We start from the raw sequence: 16,457 nt of genomic DNA, 5'->3' as shown, positions 1-16,457 counted from the left end.
CGAACGCGGGGCGCTGCCGTTTTCTGGTTCCGCCGGACCCGGCGGGTATAACAGCTCCGCCTTTTCGAGTAAGAATCCGCAGCTCAGCGGATATAAGGCGCTGTTTGTGTCAGAGGCGATCGAACTTCAGTTGCCTCTATCAGGAGCGCCCCAGTGACCTCGCCGCAGCCTTCCTCGCATTCCTCCACCCCACTCGGATACAGCACATCGCTGTTTACGACGATCAACGCCGAGTGGACCAATCTCTGTGTCGACGCTCTCGCAGGCCGCGAAGTCCGCACGTGGGCCGATCGACACCCCGCATGGTCGTCCGCTCGCTCCGTGGCCGACATCGCTGAGCTTGCCGCTCAGGACAGTGACGCCACCCTGTCCCTTCTGCTCACCGAGCACAGTGCAGGCAGCGCCCTCGCCGGCACAGTTTTGGTCCGGTTGATGCTCCCCAAGCTGGTCCGAATCCATCGCTACGCGCGGCTGGACGGAACCGATCACAGCCGCGAAGAACGTGCCTCGCGTACCATCGCCGCGTTCTACGAGGTGATCGCTTCGCACCGTCCCGGCGGCACTGGGATTGCCGGGGCACTCTCGCTTCGGACGCTGGGTCTGATCACCAAGACCTGCGAATCTGCGGTGGAAACGCCGGCCGAACCCGACCAGCTCCACCGGGTTGCCGACGGATCCGATGACCGCACGACCAGCAATCCGGGGGAGGTATCGGCACGGGAATTGCATTCGGTTCTTGCATGGGCAGTGCAGTCCAAGACCATCACTGCCGACGAGCACTCACTTCTGATCCGTGCATATCTCGTCACCGAAGGTGCCGATCTCGCATCGCTCGCCGTCGAGGAGAACTGCTCACCGGCAGCCCTTCGACAGCGCTTGAGCCGCGCTGTCGCGCGAGTCCGCGACGGAGTAGCAGCACGCACCGGCAACACTCCCTCGCCGGGAAAGCGGACGTTCTTCTACACCCGATCACACCATGAGTCCGCCTTGGCGAGCTGAAGTCCACCTGCACCAACCCCGCTCTCACCTACAAAGGACGCACATCATGACCGCATCTCGTACACGCAAGAGGATCGTTGTCAGCGCAGTCGGGCTCGCCGTCGCTGCCAGCATCGTCGTCATTCCCTCCGCCATTGCCGATCCGCAAGCCGGTGCTCCGGCATGCCCGGACAACATCTTGGTGGCCATACCCGGCACCACGGAAACCAACGAGCAGGCCGATCCGAATGTGCCGGTCGGAATGCTCCGCAACGTCGTGGACCCACTCGACTCCGAGTTCTCATCCCAGGAACTGCAGACATACACAGTTCCCTACGTCGCGACGATCGTGAACGACAAGGCCCAGACCTACGGAACCAGTAAGAAGGAAGCGATCGATCGCGCATCGCAACACATCTCCGAGAAGGCAGCCGAATGCCCGAGCACCAAGTTCGGGCTGACCGGCTTCTCCCAAGGGGCCGACGCCGCGGGAGATCTAGCCAGCAAGATCGGAAACGGCGAGGGCCCGGTGAGCGCCGATCGCATCTTTGCCGTGGGCCTGATGGCCGACCCCGGCCAGAGCCCGACCGCCGGCGTTCAACTCGGAACCAAGACCACCGGCAACGGCTTCGTCGGTGCGCGACCCAAGGGATTCGGAGCTCTCAACAACGTCACCGCCAGCGTGTGCGATCCCGACGACACGTACTGCAACACCCCCGACGACGCCATCGCCACACAGTTCATCGGGCAACTCGGATCGAAGATCGACGCCACCGATCCCGCGTCTTCGGTCGCCGGAGTCGTCACCACGCTTCTCGGTCTCGACGGCCAACCCCTGACCGACACGCTCGGCAAACTGAACACCGCAGTGACCACAGGCAACATGCTCACCGTGCCGCAGCTCGCACTCGACCTCGCCGGCAACGTCTCAACACTGAGCGCAAAGGTCGCAGAAATGACCATCCCCGGGGCAGACATCGCCCCGATGGCCACCACCGTCTCGCAGCTCACCGATGCAATCCACCGCGGTGACATGTTCGCCGTTCCGGCACTGCTGGCGACCCTCACACCCCAAGTCATCAGCTTCGCGAGCCAATTCAGTTCGATGATCGGGACCGTGGTGTCCAAGCTGCCTATCAACGAGTACATCGCGATCGGCACCACCGCAGCGCGGATCTCCACCAACGCCGCGGCCCAGAACTATGTGGCTCTACCGGCCGATCTCGGCAAACTCGTGGGCCAGGTCAACAACGCGGTCCGCAAGACCCTCCGCGCACTCCCCCTCGACGAGTTCCCCCTTTTGAACCGGCTGGCCGATAATCTCACCCCAGGCCGCGTGCTCGACGAGGTGCTCAACTACGCCACCTCGCTCGCCACCGATTCGCACAACTCCTACGCGAACGAACCGATGGCCGACAACGGTCGAACCGGAGCGGACGAGCTCACCAACCTCTTCCGCACCCGCATCACCAACCCCACGGCACAGATTGCTTCGTAGCCGACCCACCTCCCTACTCGAACACAAGGAACCGTCACGATGCTGACAGAGCTGGACGACCCCGACACCGACATCGCTGTCCGCATCGACGTGCACGACGCTGGGGGTACCAAAACGTGGCACCCCCAGCGCGACGGTCATCTCCTCCTGAACGCCGATCCCGCGGCGTCGACGCACCTCGCACACACCCTCGCCGACACCCTCAGCGGCCACTCTCCGCACGTATGGATGATCACTGGCCCGTCCAGAACCCCCACGTTCTCGACCACCGCGGACACCGACCCGGACCCTGTCGACATCATGGATTCCGTTTGGCGATTCACAACCCAACGCAAAACTCTGATCGACAACGGTCAAGCCACAACCCACGACTTCACCCCCGCATACCTCGTCATCGACTCCCTCGAAGGCGTCGTAGACACCCTCCGCCTCACCTGCAACCGCAGTCTCCAACTCCTGTCCGTCCTCGCTCACCGCGGACACCGCGCCAACGTCTACCTCGCCACGATCACCGATCTCAACGCCCCACGCATCTCCGAAGCGTTGCGGAATTTCGCTGAGCCTCGTCTGCGAGACCGGGACTGTCTGAATAACGGTTGATCCGCTGACCTTGCGTGGCGCGGCCTCACGGAACCGGTGCCTGGTCAATCACGCCACGGAACGAAGGTGGGATTCGAGCGTTCTGATCCGTTCCCGGCCTCGGCCGATGTCGTAGCGGGAAGCTCCGTGCGGCAAAGCAAACTCGATGTTCAGTCGACCGCCATACCCATGGACGATGTAAACAGGAAAGGAAAACCCAGCTGGCGCGGGCCGGCAGTCCTCGAGTTTGAGTCCTGCGGGCGATCGCAATGGTGGAACCGTGCCTCCATTGGTGCAACGAACCTCGTTGGGTTCAGGCAACAGCACTGCCATCTTCGCGGCTGTCAGGGCTTCACTTTGGAGGTGGCCGGCGGCGAGATCGATGTGCAATTCCTCATTTAAACTGCGAGCCAGATCCACGATTTCTACGGACTCGGCCGTAGCCCGATAGACGGGGAAGCCGACAATATTTGTTCCCGCGGTGGAATCCACTGCAGGTGTGACGTGAGGCCTGAGGTCCACAATAAAATGGTAGGCGATGTCGGCGAGCCGAACACTTCTCAGATCTGACTCGGTCCGCATGATAGCGGCAGATACTAGGCCGTTTACCGTAACTCCATGGTGACGTCCGAAGTCGATGAGCCCGGTCGTGACTCGCCTGCTCAAACGACAACGCAGTTGGGTCATCGCACGATGTGGCTCGGTATAGCCAGCCGTCGGCGGCCTGTTTAATGCCGACTCTAATGGTTCGTCATTGCCGACATCGGGTGTGTCGATTCCTCTCTCGGAGAACAGCTTTTCCAGCGACTCGGGATAGCCATGAACAACCGCGTCAGGGGTCTTTCCTTCCACAATGTCGGTGTAGAAAGACCACAGATCGCTGAGCAAATCTACAGAATGGCGACCGTCGGCTATGCAGTGGTGGGTTAGTAAAGTCACACTCGCGCAGGCGGAATCGCCGACGACGTGTAGCCCGGAAAGGGCGCGGCCCGCACTGAGGTTCACCCCGCTCAGCGGCTGACCGGGATCCCCTGTGTGCACGCTGAGGCCGGGCAGCGGACCGGATGGTTTGACGATCATATGGTCTCCATCGATCGTCTCCACGTGCGCAGCCAACACAGGATACGAGCGTCGCAATGTCGCAAATGCCGCCGAGAGCCCCGATATGTTCAAATCGCCGCGAGCCCGCACCGAATACCCGATGAAAACTCCCAAGTCGACGTAGAGCGCCTCACTGGGAGCGAGCCCCCGAATAGAGTAATCCACAGTCACCACAAATTCCTGTCACTTAAATTGCTGTTCGATAGGGGACGTGCAGCTCGATGATCACGAGCCCGGCACCACCAGGAGCGTTTCTGATCATGGGATGGCCTCGGGAGATGGCGCGAACGAGCACCAAAACTAGAACTCACGAAGGTTGTCACGTAGATACACCGACGAATATCCCACCCGCGTTCGCCCAATTCGTTGTAAAGCTGGCACGAGGCCGTCGGTAATCTCAGCGATGAATCGGCGGGTGAGCGAGTTCGACCCGGTATAAATCAAGAATCCGTCACCGCCTACCTCGTCGACGATCTCCCCCATGCGCTCCGCTACGTGATCAGGCGTCCCCACCAGTTCGATAGACGGAGCGAGGTAATCAATGGTCAGCTCGCGCAGAGTTTTACCGCTACCGTGCTGCAGGAAGCTCTCCAGTGATGACTGCTCGCCATTGGTTGTCAAGTCTTGCGGAGGTACTTCGTCGAGCGGAAACTGAGAGAAGTCGATGTCGGTGACGAAAGACAGTTGCAAAAGAATGTTTTCGATGGCCCGGTCGCTGGTCATTCTCCGTTTATTCGCGGCCTGAGCCTCATCCATAGTGGCACCGAGTACTGGCATCGCGATGAAGAGAACCTTGATGTCGTCAGGGTCTCGACCGTGTGCCTGCGCCCGGTTACGGACATCGTCACGAAACTCCCGCATCGTCTCCACGGTGTTGACGTTGGCAACAATCGAGTCGGCGTACTTCGCGGCGAAGTCGCGGCCCTTGGGGGATCCGCCAGCTTGGACGAAAACTGGTTGCCCATTGGGTGGGTGCACCGTGTTGAGCGGACCCGCCGAACGGAAATGCTCCCCAGTGTGGTTCACTGCCCGAACAGTGCCGGGCGCAACATAAGTCCCTGACTCGCGGTCACGGACGATGTTGTCTCGATCCCAGGAATTCCATAGATCTCGGACAAGGTCGACGTACTCATGTGCTACCTCGTAGCGCTTGTCGTGCGGCAGCAGACGATCCATGCCGAAGTTGCGCGCGGCCTGATCTTGACCGGTGGTGACGATGTTCCATCCAAAGCGCCCACCAGCGATGTGGTCGACCGTAGAGACAGTGCGTGCCAGCATGTATGGGGGATAGAAGGCCGTCGACATCGTAGCGATTACGCCTATGCGGTCGGTCGCGGCCGCGATCACCGACGCCAACGGCACTGGGTCGTGTTTCGGCACCCACAGGGCGTGTTTCAGGTACGCATCGAAGGATCGCCCGTATGCATCGGGTACCGACACCGTGTCCTCGAACATCATGTAGTCGAATCCTGCGCGCTCTAGCGACTTCGCCATCTCGACATAGAATCGGCCATCCCATGGCTCTTCAGGCGGCGAGAAGTCGCCGGTGAAATCGTTAGCAAAGAAACCGACAAACCAGCCTAGGTGAAATTTTCGTACAGACATCGACGTGCCTCCAAATTTCGTATACGGACGAACTGGGTGGAACGTGAGCGATATAGAATGCACCGAGGACGGAGCAGATCTACCGGCCAGGCAGAAGTCCCACTAATTAGGGTGAGCGAATGGCCGCGATAGCCCCCTCGATGTCTTTGCAGACGATTACGCGAGACCGGGTTGCGGGGGTGATAAATCCTTCGACGGCAGCGTGCTCGATGTAGGAGAGCAAGGGGCGGTAATACTCGTTGTCGTTCAGCAGTACACAGGGTTTATTGTGAAGCCCCAGGTGTGACCACGTAAGGACCTCGAAGAACTCTTCTGCGGTTCCGACACCGCCGGGGAGGGCAATGAATGCGTCACCGAGTTCGGCCATGAGAGCTTTGCGTTGGTGCATGTCATGGACGACGTGTAGTTCTGTCAGTCCATGATGCGCAGCCTCGGGTATCGCAGTGAAGCTCTCAGGGATCACGCCAACGACGGTTCCGCCGGAGTCCAAGGCCGCGTTCGCGAGGGTGCCCATGAGGCCGACTCGGGCGCCACCATAAACGAGGCGCAGCTTCGATCTAGCAATCGCACGCCCCATCCCCTCTGCGAGCTGTCCATATTTGGTCCCGCGCCCTGGCATAGCTCCGCAGAAGACCGTGACGCTCTTGGGGGTCGGGCGGGCCTGTGCCGAGACCGTAGTCGCGGGCATTGGTCGAAGGTTCATCAGTCGAATGACATTCTGTATCCAGGGGCGAGGATCCTGTATGGGTCGAAGCGACGCTTAGCCCGTGCGATGGCCTGCCATCGCGAACCGAAGTGCGTACACCAATCTCCCGGTGACATGGGGACAGCATTGACTGCGTAGGCCACCCCGCCTACATCCCGAGCCTGTTCATAGAGCAGGCGGTTGCTGGCAATCATTCGGGCTTCGGCCCCTGGGGATGCTGTTCGAAGTACGGCCAACATGAAGAATGTGTCGCAGTGAGGAATCGGAATGAACGGTGCGGTGATCGGTGTTGTTGGAATCGGGTAAACCATGATCAGCCCGGAGTTTCCTAGGTCATCCGTCAATGAGGAGCTGGTAGTTTCGATGAACTGCTCGATCTTGTCTGCCGGGATCAGCAGGCTGGCCCATGGATGTGGATAGAACCACTCACCTGTGTGCCGAAGATCAAGCTCCTGATCCGCCATACGGTTGATAAAGTCACCATAATCTACGTCCGAGTTGTATTCGGCGCACGAATCGTATTGGAGCGATGACAACAGCGCATCGTCGTCTGGCCTTCGTGGTGGGGTGAAGTACTTGGCTAGGTCCAGTCGATAACGTAAGTGGCCGTCGGCATCGACACGAATTCGTCCTTGTACATGGTCGAATAGTCTGTTGGACATGGCGCGGAGTTGGTCGCCAAGGAATACGCCGAGGTTGGAATACTGCAATTTGTACTGTCGAACCGACTCGTGAGCAGCGGTCAGACGGATTGTCGCGTTGACGATTACGCCGAATTGACCGAGGCCGCCGCGCACGGCGTCGAAAAGTTCACTGTTCGATACGGCGGAGCATTCCCGAAAATCTCCCGATCCGGTAACTACAGCAAGAGAGTCCACGTTGTCGGTTTGCAAGCCAAAGCCGTGACTCGATCCCCCGAAGCCTCCGACCGAAAGCGTTCCGCCGACGGTGGTCCCGAGATAGTCGGTGAGTACCGGAGGGGCTTGCTGGCGGCTGAGCGTGGCAGCGACCACGTCGCTCCATCGCACACCCGCATCGATCGTGGCCTGCCCCGATCGAACGTCGTGGACGGTGTTGAACCTTTTCATGTCCAGCACGACTCCGCCATCTGCCTGGCATTGCCCGTAAGTCGAGTGTCCGGATCCGCGCACCGCGAGCGATAGGTTCCGCGCCGCGGTGTAGCGCAGGGCTTCCTGCACGTCGGCCACGGTCCGTGGCACGACAACGACGGACGGTTTCGCATGGATGCAGTTTCCGAAATCAGCCCCGGCGGATGTCAGGTGCACGTCGTCGGTGTGCCAGATCCCGCTCATCTGGCGGTCACACCTGGGGCACCGAAGGTTCTTAAAAATATTTCCTGCTGAAGGACGCCGTGCTCGACATACCGGCCACCCATTGATGCCGCCAGTTCGTCGAGCACCTCCGTGGTGAGGTCTCGGTTGGCCAACTCCTCTGGTGTTACGGAATGCGTGGCGCACCAGTCGAGTACACAGTCCAGACCCGCAACCGAGGCTATGAAGTTGTGCTGATCGCCTAGAACCCACGCTTCCGCCAGTTCGGTGAGTAAATTCCTGCCCGTTGAATCTCCCCGTAACATTTGTCGTGCCCTTGCGCACTGCTGGGCAAAGTAGTGTTGCCTATCAGGAATAGGCATAACATTCACGACAGCTGGGAACGGTAGGTTGGATATCGTTTGCGCGAATCGAAGAATGAGCGATATCGAACCGCCCTCCATTACCACCGCTTCGCCGCGATCAACGTACGAGGTCAGTACTTTTATCAGCCGGTCAAAGGCCTCGTCCGGATCGAAGTTGCCCTGATGTATGGTCCGGTTGTCGAGCCAAACGCGGTTGAGCCCTTCCACTTTCGCGTCGAACGCTCGACCACTGGTGACCAGGAGATCGGAGTAACACTGGATACGGTCGGCAACAACAATCGGAGCCGAGTGACTCAATGCCAACTTGCTCGCTTCGGCGCTCTTTCCAATTCCGGTGGCACCGACGATTGCGTATACGCCGGGTTCCCATCGCACCCGATCAAACCTTGCTTGCGTCTGTGCCATGGTTGATTCCTTCATCCCGATTCCTTTCTCTCGCGGGTCGTGCTCAGCCGAGGAAGGAATTGATCGAATTACTCAGGGAACGGGCGTCAAGTCCGTGAATGTGGTCGTGGTCGTCGGGGGTTCCGTAGTGGCGATCTTCCATCTCACGTCGAACGCCCAGGGAGAGCAGCCGATGGGGATGGCTGACGAGACTGGACGAGACTTGGTGCGCCGAGGTGCCTGCCAGATAGGGCTCGACCAACACGACGTTCGGACGGTTCACGGCTTGCACCGCGGCACACAGGCCCGTGGCGTCGAAGGGGCGAATCGTCGCCGCGTAGAGGATGGTTACGTCGAGCATGGAGGTTGCCGACAGCACCGCATCTAAACAGGGCCCGACTGCGAGGACGACTCCGCGGGTGCCGTACTTGATAGGTGTGAACGATGTCCCTCGGACCGCATGGGGGTAACGGTTGACCTGACTCGACAGCCGTAGGTAGACCCGTCCATCGCCTGGTAGCGATTCGAGGAGAAGATCGGCGGCCTCCTGTGGATGGCCTGGCACGTGAACTGTCCAGTTGGGCATCGAATCGATGACGGTGATATCGCCCGGGGTGAAATGGGAGAAGGCGAACTCCGACAAGTCGTAGGAGGCTCCCCAACTGACCAGGACTGCGCCGACATCTTGCTGGGCGAAGTTCAGCTTTATTTGTTCAAGAGGCCGCTCGACGAGAAAGGCGGCGACTGTGTGTACCACGGGTCGCATGCCACACATGGCGAGCCCGCCGGCTACCCCCATCATCAGCTGTTCCCTGATCCCTACGTTGATCACGCGGTTGGGATCTGCGATCGCGGCCGCTTTGAAGAGGTGGGCTCCGATGTCGGCCAGCACAACTACGGCGCGGGGGTCTGTTTCCAATGCACCAGACATGGTCGTTCCGAATGCGGTCCACATGTCAGTGTGGTTGAAGGACTTTGGTTCTTGCGTGTCTGCGGAATTCATGGCGATTCATCTCTGCTGAATGGACGAACGGGCCGATTGCCGAGTAACGGTGGCGACCACCGCGAGCGGTCTGTCGTTGTGATCTCGATTCAGTGCCGCAGCGATCTCCTCATGGTCAGCACCGTTGATGTTGATTGTGTCCCAACCCTCACCGTCGAACCGTTTATCGATTCCATGCGGCCAACCCATACTTGCCGTGCCGTTGTCCAGGACGATGACCGTCAGTTGGTTCAAGCGCGCGCGTCCTGCAAAAGCCATCGCCTCGTGGTTGCTGCCCTCATCGAACTCTCCATCGCCGATGAGCACGAAGACTCTCGGTGCGTGACGATTTTGTATACGGAGTCCCATCGCGACGCCCACTGCGAGCGGCAAGCCATGGCCGAGCGAGCCACCCGACATTTCTACACCCGAGATTTTGGTTCGATCCGGCGCGAAGCCGAGTGGTGAGTTCTTTGTCGCCCAGGTATCGAGGAGCTCTGGTCGGAGGAACCCTTTGGCCGCAAGTACCGCGTAGTAGGCCATCGGGCCGTGACCTTTGGACAGCAAGAAGCGGTCCCTGTCGTCGTCGTCGGGGCTCTCGGGGGATACGTTGAGGATTTCGTCGTAGAGTACCCACAGCACGTCCATCGTCGATGAGGATGAGAACGAGTGCCTTTCGTCTCCCCGCATACGGGAGATCAGAGCAGGCAGATCGTCATAGCTGAATTCGGTTGGCTCTTGTCGCATCGCATTCTCTTCGAAGCGGATAGCAGTAGCTGGGCAGGAACGTGCAGCCGCGCGTACCAGCGAATGGTTGTCTGGGGAAGGTTTGTCCACGAGCAATGTGACTGTGCCGTCGTTACTCTGCTCGAAGACCTCGGGCGCGACGAGCACGCACTGACCGGAGCCGAAACACCTCCGCTCGTTCACGACGACTTTCATGACCGCTCGCTTCTCACCACGTCAGCTGTAGTTCTTCGAGGCCGAGAACAATGCTGGCGGAGCGGAGCCGAACGTCGTGCGAGGGTGAGAGGGCTAGGTCGGGAAAGCGCCTCAGTACCGCCGGCACGGCCGTGCGCAGGGTCATCCGAGCGAGTGAATGCCCAAGACAGAAATGGACGCCATGCCCGAAGGCGAGGTGACCGGCTACTCCCCTGGTGATATCGAGGTCGTCGGGTCTGTCCGTCAGATTGCTGTCGCGATTAGCGGCCAATAGGGACGGGATGACGAAAGATCCTGCCGGAATGGTCACCCCGGCGATTTGCACCTCGGTTACTGCCATGCGCGGTGGCTGCGAATGGGCGACCGACAACCACCGCAATAATTCCTCAATTCCGGAATTGACGCAGTTCGGGTCCTCGATCATCATGGCGGCTTGTTCCGGGTGATGCAAAAGGGCCAGTACACTGAGGCCGATCATGCTTGCTGTGGTCTCGTGTCCACCGAGCATGATCAGACTGATGATGCTGATAAGTTCGTCGGTGCTGAGGTTGTCGCCAATCTTGCGCGCCAGAATTCCCAACAAGTCGTCACCGGGTTGTTCCTGCGCACGGGTAACCAGGGTGGCCATGTATCGACGGTCTTCTCGCTGGGCAACCGCTCGTTGTTCTGCAGATGCCGACAGATCCAGGAGGCGTGCTGTTCGATCTCGCAATTCGTCGCGATCGGCATAGGGCACTCCCAACAGCTCACACAGTACGAGCAAAGAGACTGGTAGCGCGTAACGGTCCATAAGGTCGGCGGGTTGCCCGGCTTGCTCGAGACCATCCAATGCACTGTCCACTATCTCTGCGATGCGCGGCTGCAGGCGACTGAGCCGGTGCACTGAGAACTCCGCAGCAAGGATATGACGCAAGCGGGTGTGGTCGGGGGGATCGAGTCCGATGAGGTTACCGGCGCGCATGGCGGCTAGTTCATCTTCAATCACATCGCCGCCGCTGGGTATTGCGAACATTGGCGTGTGGGCGTTGCTGAACCGGTTTGAGTCTGCGAAGATTCGCCGGACGTCTTCGTAACGGCAGACGAGAAAAGCCGGGGCCCCGTAGAGTTCTCCTACTGGGATAACACCGTCGCGGTCACGGACCTGGGCGAGCTCTTCGGTCGGGTTCAGGCCGTTGCGTCGCATTTCTAAAGGTAAATCAGCCGTTCCGGCCATACCGGAATCCCTTCGATTGTTTGTAGAAGGACGAAGTGGCGCGCCGATGCCGAGGATCGCTGGCGCGTGGATAACTCGGATATCTCAGGCCACCGCTACAGACGCTCGCACGCGATAACCAAGTAGTCGATGCTGCGTTCGCGGAAGCCCTGGAGGAATGGTTCCTCGACACCTGTGCGCAACGCTGCCTGGTTGCGCAGGTCCCAGTACGGGATGGCTTCGTCGGTGTATCGCTGAACGTGATACGGCACCAGACCATTTGCTGCCAGAGTTTGGAAATAAGTACTGCGGGTGTGCATAGCGCACTGATATTCTTCGTCGATCAACCGTGATGCCTCGGAACGCTCAGCAACTACGTCGTTGCGGCACCAGGTGACTGCGACATAGCGGCCGCCGGGGCGCAGCAACCGGGCGAACTCGGTGAACGCCTCCCCTAGGTCGACACACATCGTGGTTTCGTTGGAGACGATGTAATCGAAGGTGTTGTCCTCGAAGGGGGCCTGAACCATGTTTGCGAAGTGGAATTGCACACGGTCCGAGCTCCCGCGTTCACGGGCCAACTTCTCTGCGAACTCGACATGGTGAGCGCAGTAGTTCACCCCGTCTACCCGGCAGCCGAATCGATCAGCGATTGTGAAGGTCGTTCCGCCTCGCCCCGATCCCGCGTCCATGACACGAGAGCTCGGTGAGACCTCCCCTAATGCATCGACGATAAGGTTGATTTCCAGCGACTCCATCCGGTGAAGTTCGCGCAGGATCAGTGACTCCCGCAGCTCCGCAGGTGCAGCGAGTACAGAGTGATCGTAGTCACCGATTCCGTAGTGGTGGTGGTACAAGCCGTCTTCAGTGCCCAGCAGCAGGTTGATATCGTCGGATTTTTTGGCATCCCAGTAGCGGCGCTGCTGTACGTCATGCTGGCCGAGGACTGCCACGTCGAGGTTCGGCATTTCAGGCTCCTTCAAGTTTGTGGTTTCCGGGTGGATGTCTCAGATGCGTTCGGCCGCAATCACTAGGTAGTTCAGTGAACCGTCGCTGTAGCCGCTGAGGAACGCATCCTCAACGCCGGTGCGGAGTTTGCTGTTGTTGCGTAGCTCCCAGTACGGCATAGCTTCGTGTGTGTACTGAGCCACGCGGTACGGAATCAGGCCGTTTGCCGCGAAGGCCTTGAAGTAAGTGCTTCGGCGGTGCATTCGGCATACGTAATGTTCATCGATCTGCCTTGTCGCGTCCGAGCGTGGGTCGACTGCGTCGTTGCGGCACCAGGTGGTCATTACGTAGCGACCGCCCCGTCGCAGTAGGCGGGAGAACTCGGCCATTGCTTCGTACGCGTCGGCGTACATCGTCGTCTCGTTTGAGACCACGAAATCGAAAGTGTGATCAGGAAATGGTGCCTGCAGCATGTTCCCGAGGTGGAATTGAACGCGGCTATCCCAACCGCGTTTGCGTGCGATCTGCTCGGCGAACGCGACGTGATGTTCGCAAAAATTGACGCCGTCGATTCGGCTCTCCGTCGCTCCAGCGAGACGAAAAGATGTTCCCCCGCGACCTGACCCGGCATCCATGCCGCGAGAGTTGGGCGGCAAAGGACCGAGGGCGTCGAGGATCAGTCCGACTTGATCATTCTCCATTCGATGCAACTCTCGCAAAATCGCGTTCTCTCGCTCCTCACCTACGGAATCCAGAATAGAGCGGTCGAAATCGCCAATCGCGTAGTGATGGTGGTAAAGATCATCATCAGCGCCCAGTAGGAGATTGATGTCATCGGTTGTTTTAGCGTCCCAGTGAGCTTTCAACTCACGTTCATAGCTATCGCGCGCATATTGATCTGCCGAGATCATCACAGTCTCCTTCTTCGGTTCTCCCCATCATTTCTGTATCTCAAGTCGACATGTCGAATGAACCATTGCGACCTGCAAGGTCGGCGACTTGATGATGTCTTCGACGCTACTTATCGAAATTAATTGCGGAAATACCTCCACAGCTCTTCGTCGCGAAGCGACAAAACTTTGGCACCGTGCGACAAGTGGGGTCGAAGTCCCCTACGGGGTCCAGTGCAGGTAGGCACCCATCTGCGCCGGCCGTGAGGAGACCATGGAAGCCGCAACCGGCCAACGATCAAGTCCTCGGAGTCGGGCCCTCCAAAGTCGACAACGACTACAGCCACGTCTACCGCGAGAACCCGCAGATCAATCGTCTTATGCCGTGAAGGCGATGCCCCGATCGGCGCGAGTGCGCGCGGACGTGACGGAGTTGCGTGGTAGCTACCGTGGACGGATAGCCGGACCGTCACTACCTCGAGCAAGGTCAAGAATTTTGTCTTGATGAATCCGTCACCCGGTCGTGTACTTGTTGCCCAGCGAGTTCGATCACGTCGACGCGGCGCGCCGGTACGAGAACCTTCGTTCCGGTCTTGACCACTCGGAATTGATCGGTGGATGTGTTCTCGAATTAGCTGGGTTCCGCGTAAAACCTTCTGAATTCCGAAGGCGAGCAACCCTTCAACTCGCGAAATAGCCGAGAAAGTCTCGACTGGTCACTAAGCCCCCACCGCGCACTGATGTCGCCTATCGGTATCTGTTGTAAGCTTGGGTCGATCAAATCGGCAGCGCACCTTTCAATGCGCTCATATGCTATATAAGCGGACAGAGTTCGCTCCTCTCGCTCGAAAGCGCGATGCAGCTGACGAACCGATACATGTAGTTTGCGCGCGAGTAGGTCGGGATTGAGCGTGGGATCAGAAAGATTCTTCTCGATCATCAAGCGCGCCGTCGCTACGAGGCCGGATTGCTGGTCAGGCGGTGCGTGGCCATGGGGCGGGTGCATTCCTTCCCACGCCAGTAATCGAACGGCTGAGATGACATTATGAGCCGTGAACGTGTTCAGCATTCCAATTTCTCTCGAAGTAGAATGTAAAGTATCTGAGAGTATTTTCCCCGTACCTTCAGCGTTTGGCACAACGCGAAGACCTCGACCCGAGGCGGCGTCGAAGTCTTCTCTTGAGCCCACCCTCTGCCGTAACGTGACTACCGCTAAACAGCTGGCACGGGTTACAGTCATTGTATAACTGTAATCGCTATAGTATAGGCCAATGCCTCCACTCTTCAGCGATATTTGGACGCCGTTCTGCGACAGAATTACTTCGCCCGATAAGACGTATTGAATCCTCACGGAGAATCGTGGATCGGCTTCGAGATCAACCTGTCGACGAGTAATTTCTCCTGGTCCGCACCGAATCGACGCTAAGCTGTCCCCATCGACTATTCGCGCAGTGAGTCGTGTCATACACTGTCGTTCAGGCGCGTGACACGCGGTTCCGTACACGGTGTACAGCTCGTGACTACGCTCTTCGCTAGATGCGTGGTCGGAAGTTTTGATCAGAGTTGTGGCATTGCGGTCGTTATGGGCATTGTCTCGGAACCTTTTTGAAGGTTCTCTATCGGTTGCAGCCATTTTCGCCCCCCGGCGCGAATCGTGTTCGGTCTTTAATTTGCTCATGTCCAGAGTCCGGCAGAACCGGCAACATCAACGGCCACAGGCGACGTGCTGTAACGGCTTCGACAGGTCGAGGCGTCGAGGCCGGATGCCCACTCCACGTTACTGCGGCCTGTTGGTGAAGTGATTGGAGTGATCTCTATGTGGTGTAGTCCGCGTTTATTCGAATGTATTCATCGGTGAGGTCGCAACCGAACACTCTCCAGGTGTCGGTGCCGATTCCGAGGTCTACGTTGATCTCGACGGTGGCAGTTGCAAGGTGTTCACGAACCACCTCGACGGTGTCGTGCTGGTCGAGTGACGAGCTCGGATACACATCGATGTCCGCGAATGCGACTCGGATTCTGTCGGGTTCTATGTCCACCTCGTTGCTACATTTTCCGATAGCCATGAGAACTCGACCCCAGTTGGGGTCTTCACCGTGGATCATCGTCTTGACCAAGGGAGAGTTGATGATCGACTTCCCGACCACGCGCGCTTGGCGCTCGCTCGATGCACCCGAGACCGTAGTGACGATCAGCTTGGTCGCACCTTCGCCGTCGCTGGCAATCATTTTCACCAGATCCGTGCACACTTCCTCGAGAGCCTGCTCGAACTCGGTATCGGGTACCGGGCCGGCGGCACCATTGGCGAAGACCGCCGCTGTGTCGCTGGTGGAGGTGTCGGTGTCGATCGAGACCGAGTTGTAGGTGCGGTCGACAACGTCACGAAAGATTCGGTTGAGCGTGTCCTGGGGGACGTCGGCGTCGGTGAAGACAAACGACAGCATGGTCGCCATGTCCGGTTCTATCATCCCGACGCCCTTCGCGATTCCAACGATGGTGCTGGTGCCGACGGCTCGTTCGGAGACCTTGGCGCGGGTGTCGGTGGTCATGATCGCTCGGGCCACCGCGTGCGCGTCGAGTGGTGTTCCCTGGCCGAGCCCGTCGAGTCCGGCGCGGATGGTGTCCATCGGATATTGCACTCCGATGACTCCGGTGGAGGCCATTATCAGGGCATCGGGTTCGATTCCTACGGTTCGTGCGACGGATGCGCGTATCTCGCTGGCGTTGCGGAGCCCTTCCGCGCCGGTCGCGACGTTGGCGTTCTTCGCCAACACGAGGACCCCGCGCGGACTGGTCTGCTCGATCGAGGTCTTGCTCAAGGTGACGCAGGGGCCCGCGAACAGTGACTTCGTGAAAACGACCGACGAGGTGCACGGCCTGTCGGAGATGACCATGGAGAAGTCGTCTTTACCTTCGTCTGCCAGTCCTAAATGGGTTGTCCAGCAGTGAAACCCTTGTGGGGACGCGGCGCTCATGTCTGCCCTTTCTGATCCGT

15 protein-coding genes are annotated in these 16,457 nt (G+C 59.1%); 3 read left to right on the top strand and 12 right to left on the bottom strand.

The window, feature by feature from the left end:
• Positions 1 to 153 precede the first annotated feature (153 nt).
• Genes CH302_RS13255 through CH302_RS13245 form a run of 3 tightly spaced genes read left to right on the top strand, consistent with a single transcriptional unit; the run spans position 154 to position 3,076 of the window.
• A complete protein-coding gene (locus tag CH302_RS13255) occupies positions 154 to 999 on the top strand; it encodes a hypothetical protein (protein WP_015586141.1) in 846 nt (281 codons plus the stop codon).
• A gap of 46 nt (positions 1,000 to 1,045) precedes the next feature.
• A complete protein-coding gene (locus CH302_RS13250; RefSeq protein WP_015586140.1) occupies positions 1,046 to 2,476 on the top strand; it encodes a cutinase family protein in 1,431 nt (476 codons plus the stop codon).
• A gap of 39 nt (positions 2,477 to 2,515) precedes the next feature.
• Positions 2,516 to 3,076, top strand: a complete 561-nt coding sequence (locus CH302_RS13245; protein ID WP_015586139.1) for a hypothetical protein — start codon at positions 2,516 to 2,518, stop codon at positions 3,074 to 3,076.
• Between the two features lie 48 nt (positions 3,077 to 3,124).
• Here CH302_RS13245 and CH302_RS13240 read toward each other — a convergent pair whose 3' ends face one another.
• The 12 genes from CH302_RS13240 to argJ form a co-directional block, all read right to left on the bottom strand.
• Positions 3,125 to 4,327: a phthiocerol/phthiodiolone dimycocerosyl transferase family protein gene (locus CH302_RS13240; RefSeq protein WP_032365006.1), complete on the bottom strand. Its 1,203-nt coding sequence runs from the start codon at positions 4,325 to 4,327 to the stop codon at positions 3,125 to 3,127.
• Between the two features lie 129 nt (positions 4,328 to 4,456).
• Entirely contained in the window at positions 4,457 to 5,761 is a 1,305-nt protein-coding gene (locus CH302_RS13235; protein ID WP_015586137.1) for an NtaA/DmoA family FMN-dependent monooxygenase, read from the bottom strand.
• 106 nt (positions 5,762 to 5,867) lie between these two features.
• Positions 5,868 to 6,449 (bottom strand): TIGR00730 family Rossman fold protein, encoded by a 582-nt coding sequence (locus tag CH302_RS13230; protein ID WP_202902193.1) that lies wholly within the window; start codon positions 6,447 to 6,449, stop codon positions 5,868 to 5,870.
• Positions 6,450 to 6,463: 14 nt separating this feature from the next.
• Positions 6,464 to 7,780, bottom strand: coding sequence for an FAD-binding protein (locus tag CH302_RS13225; RefSeq protein WP_037192296.1), 1,317 nt, complete (start codon positions 7,778 to 7,780; stop codon positions 6,464 to 6,466).
• On the bottom strand, positions 7,777 to 8,544 hold the full coding sequence (fas4, locus tag CH302_RS13220; RefSeq protein ID WP_015586134.1) for an adenylate dimethylallyltransferase Fas4: 768 nt from the start codon (positions 8,542 to 8,544) through the stop codon (positions 7,777 to 7,779). Before fas4 ends, CH302_RS13225 begins: the two co-directional genes overlap by 4 nt.
• A gap of 28 nt (positions 8,545 to 8,572) precedes the next feature.
• Positions 8,573 to 9,511, bottom strand: a complete 939-nt coding sequence (locus CH302_RS13215; protein WP_015586133.1) for a transketolase family protein — start codon at positions 9,509 to 9,511, stop codon at positions 8,573 to 8,575.
• Positions 9,512 to 9,517: 6 nt separating this feature from the next.
• The gene (locus tag CH302_RS13210) at positions 9,518 to 10,432 is read right to left on the bottom strand and encodes a 4Fe-4S domain-containing protein (protein WP_080730063.1); all 915 of its coding nucleotides are present in this window, start codon (positions 10,430 to 10,432) and stop codon (positions 9,518 to 9,520) included.
• A 13-nt stretch (positions 10,433 to 10,445) separates the two neighbouring features.
• Positions 10,446 to 11,645, bottom strand: a complete 1,200-nt coding sequence (locus CH302_RS13205) for a cytochrome P450 (protein ID WP_015586131.1) — start codon at positions 11,643 to 11,645, stop codon at positions 10,446 to 10,448.
• Between the two features lie 95 nt (positions 11,646 to 11,740).
• Positions 11,741 to 12,592, bottom strand: a complete 852-nt coding sequence (locus CH302_RS13200; protein WP_032365004.1) for an SAM-dependent methyltransferase — start codon at positions 12,590 to 12,592, stop codon at positions 11,741 to 11,743.
• A gap of 39 nt (positions 12,593 to 12,631) precedes the next feature.
• A complete protein-coding gene (locus CH302_RS13195) occupies positions 12,632 to 13,483 on the bottom strand; it encodes an SAM-dependent methyltransferase (protein ID WP_015586129.1) in 852 nt (283 codons plus the stop codon).
• A 610-nt stretch (positions 13,484 to 14,093) separates the two neighbouring features.
• Positions 14,094 to 14,402: a helix-turn-helix transcriptional regulator gene (locus CH302_RS30875; protein ID WP_368665489.1), complete on the bottom strand. Its 309-nt coding sequence runs from the start codon at positions 14,400 to 14,402 to the stop codon at positions 14,094 to 14,096.
• Positions 14,403 to 15,276: 874 nt separating this feature from the next.
• Positions 15,277 to 16,437 (bottom strand): bifunctional glutamate N-acetyltransferase/amino-acid acetyltransferase ArgJ, encoded by a 1,161-nt coding sequence (argJ, locus tag CH302_RS13185; RefSeq protein ID WP_032365003.1) that lies wholly within the window; start codon positions 16,435 to 16,437, stop codon positions 15,277 to 15,279.
• Between the last annotated feature and the right edge of the window lie 20 nt (positions 16,438 to 16,457).

Origin of the sequence: Rhodococcus sp. 15-2388-1-1a (assembly GCF_002259145.1) — a bacterium.
Lineage (GTDB): Bacteria > Actinomycetota > Actinomycetes > Mycobacteriales > Mycobacteriaceae > Rhodococcoides.
The sequence above is the reverse complement of the archived record's forward strand: the minus strand, read 5'-3'. Positions and strand labels throughout refer to the sequence as shown.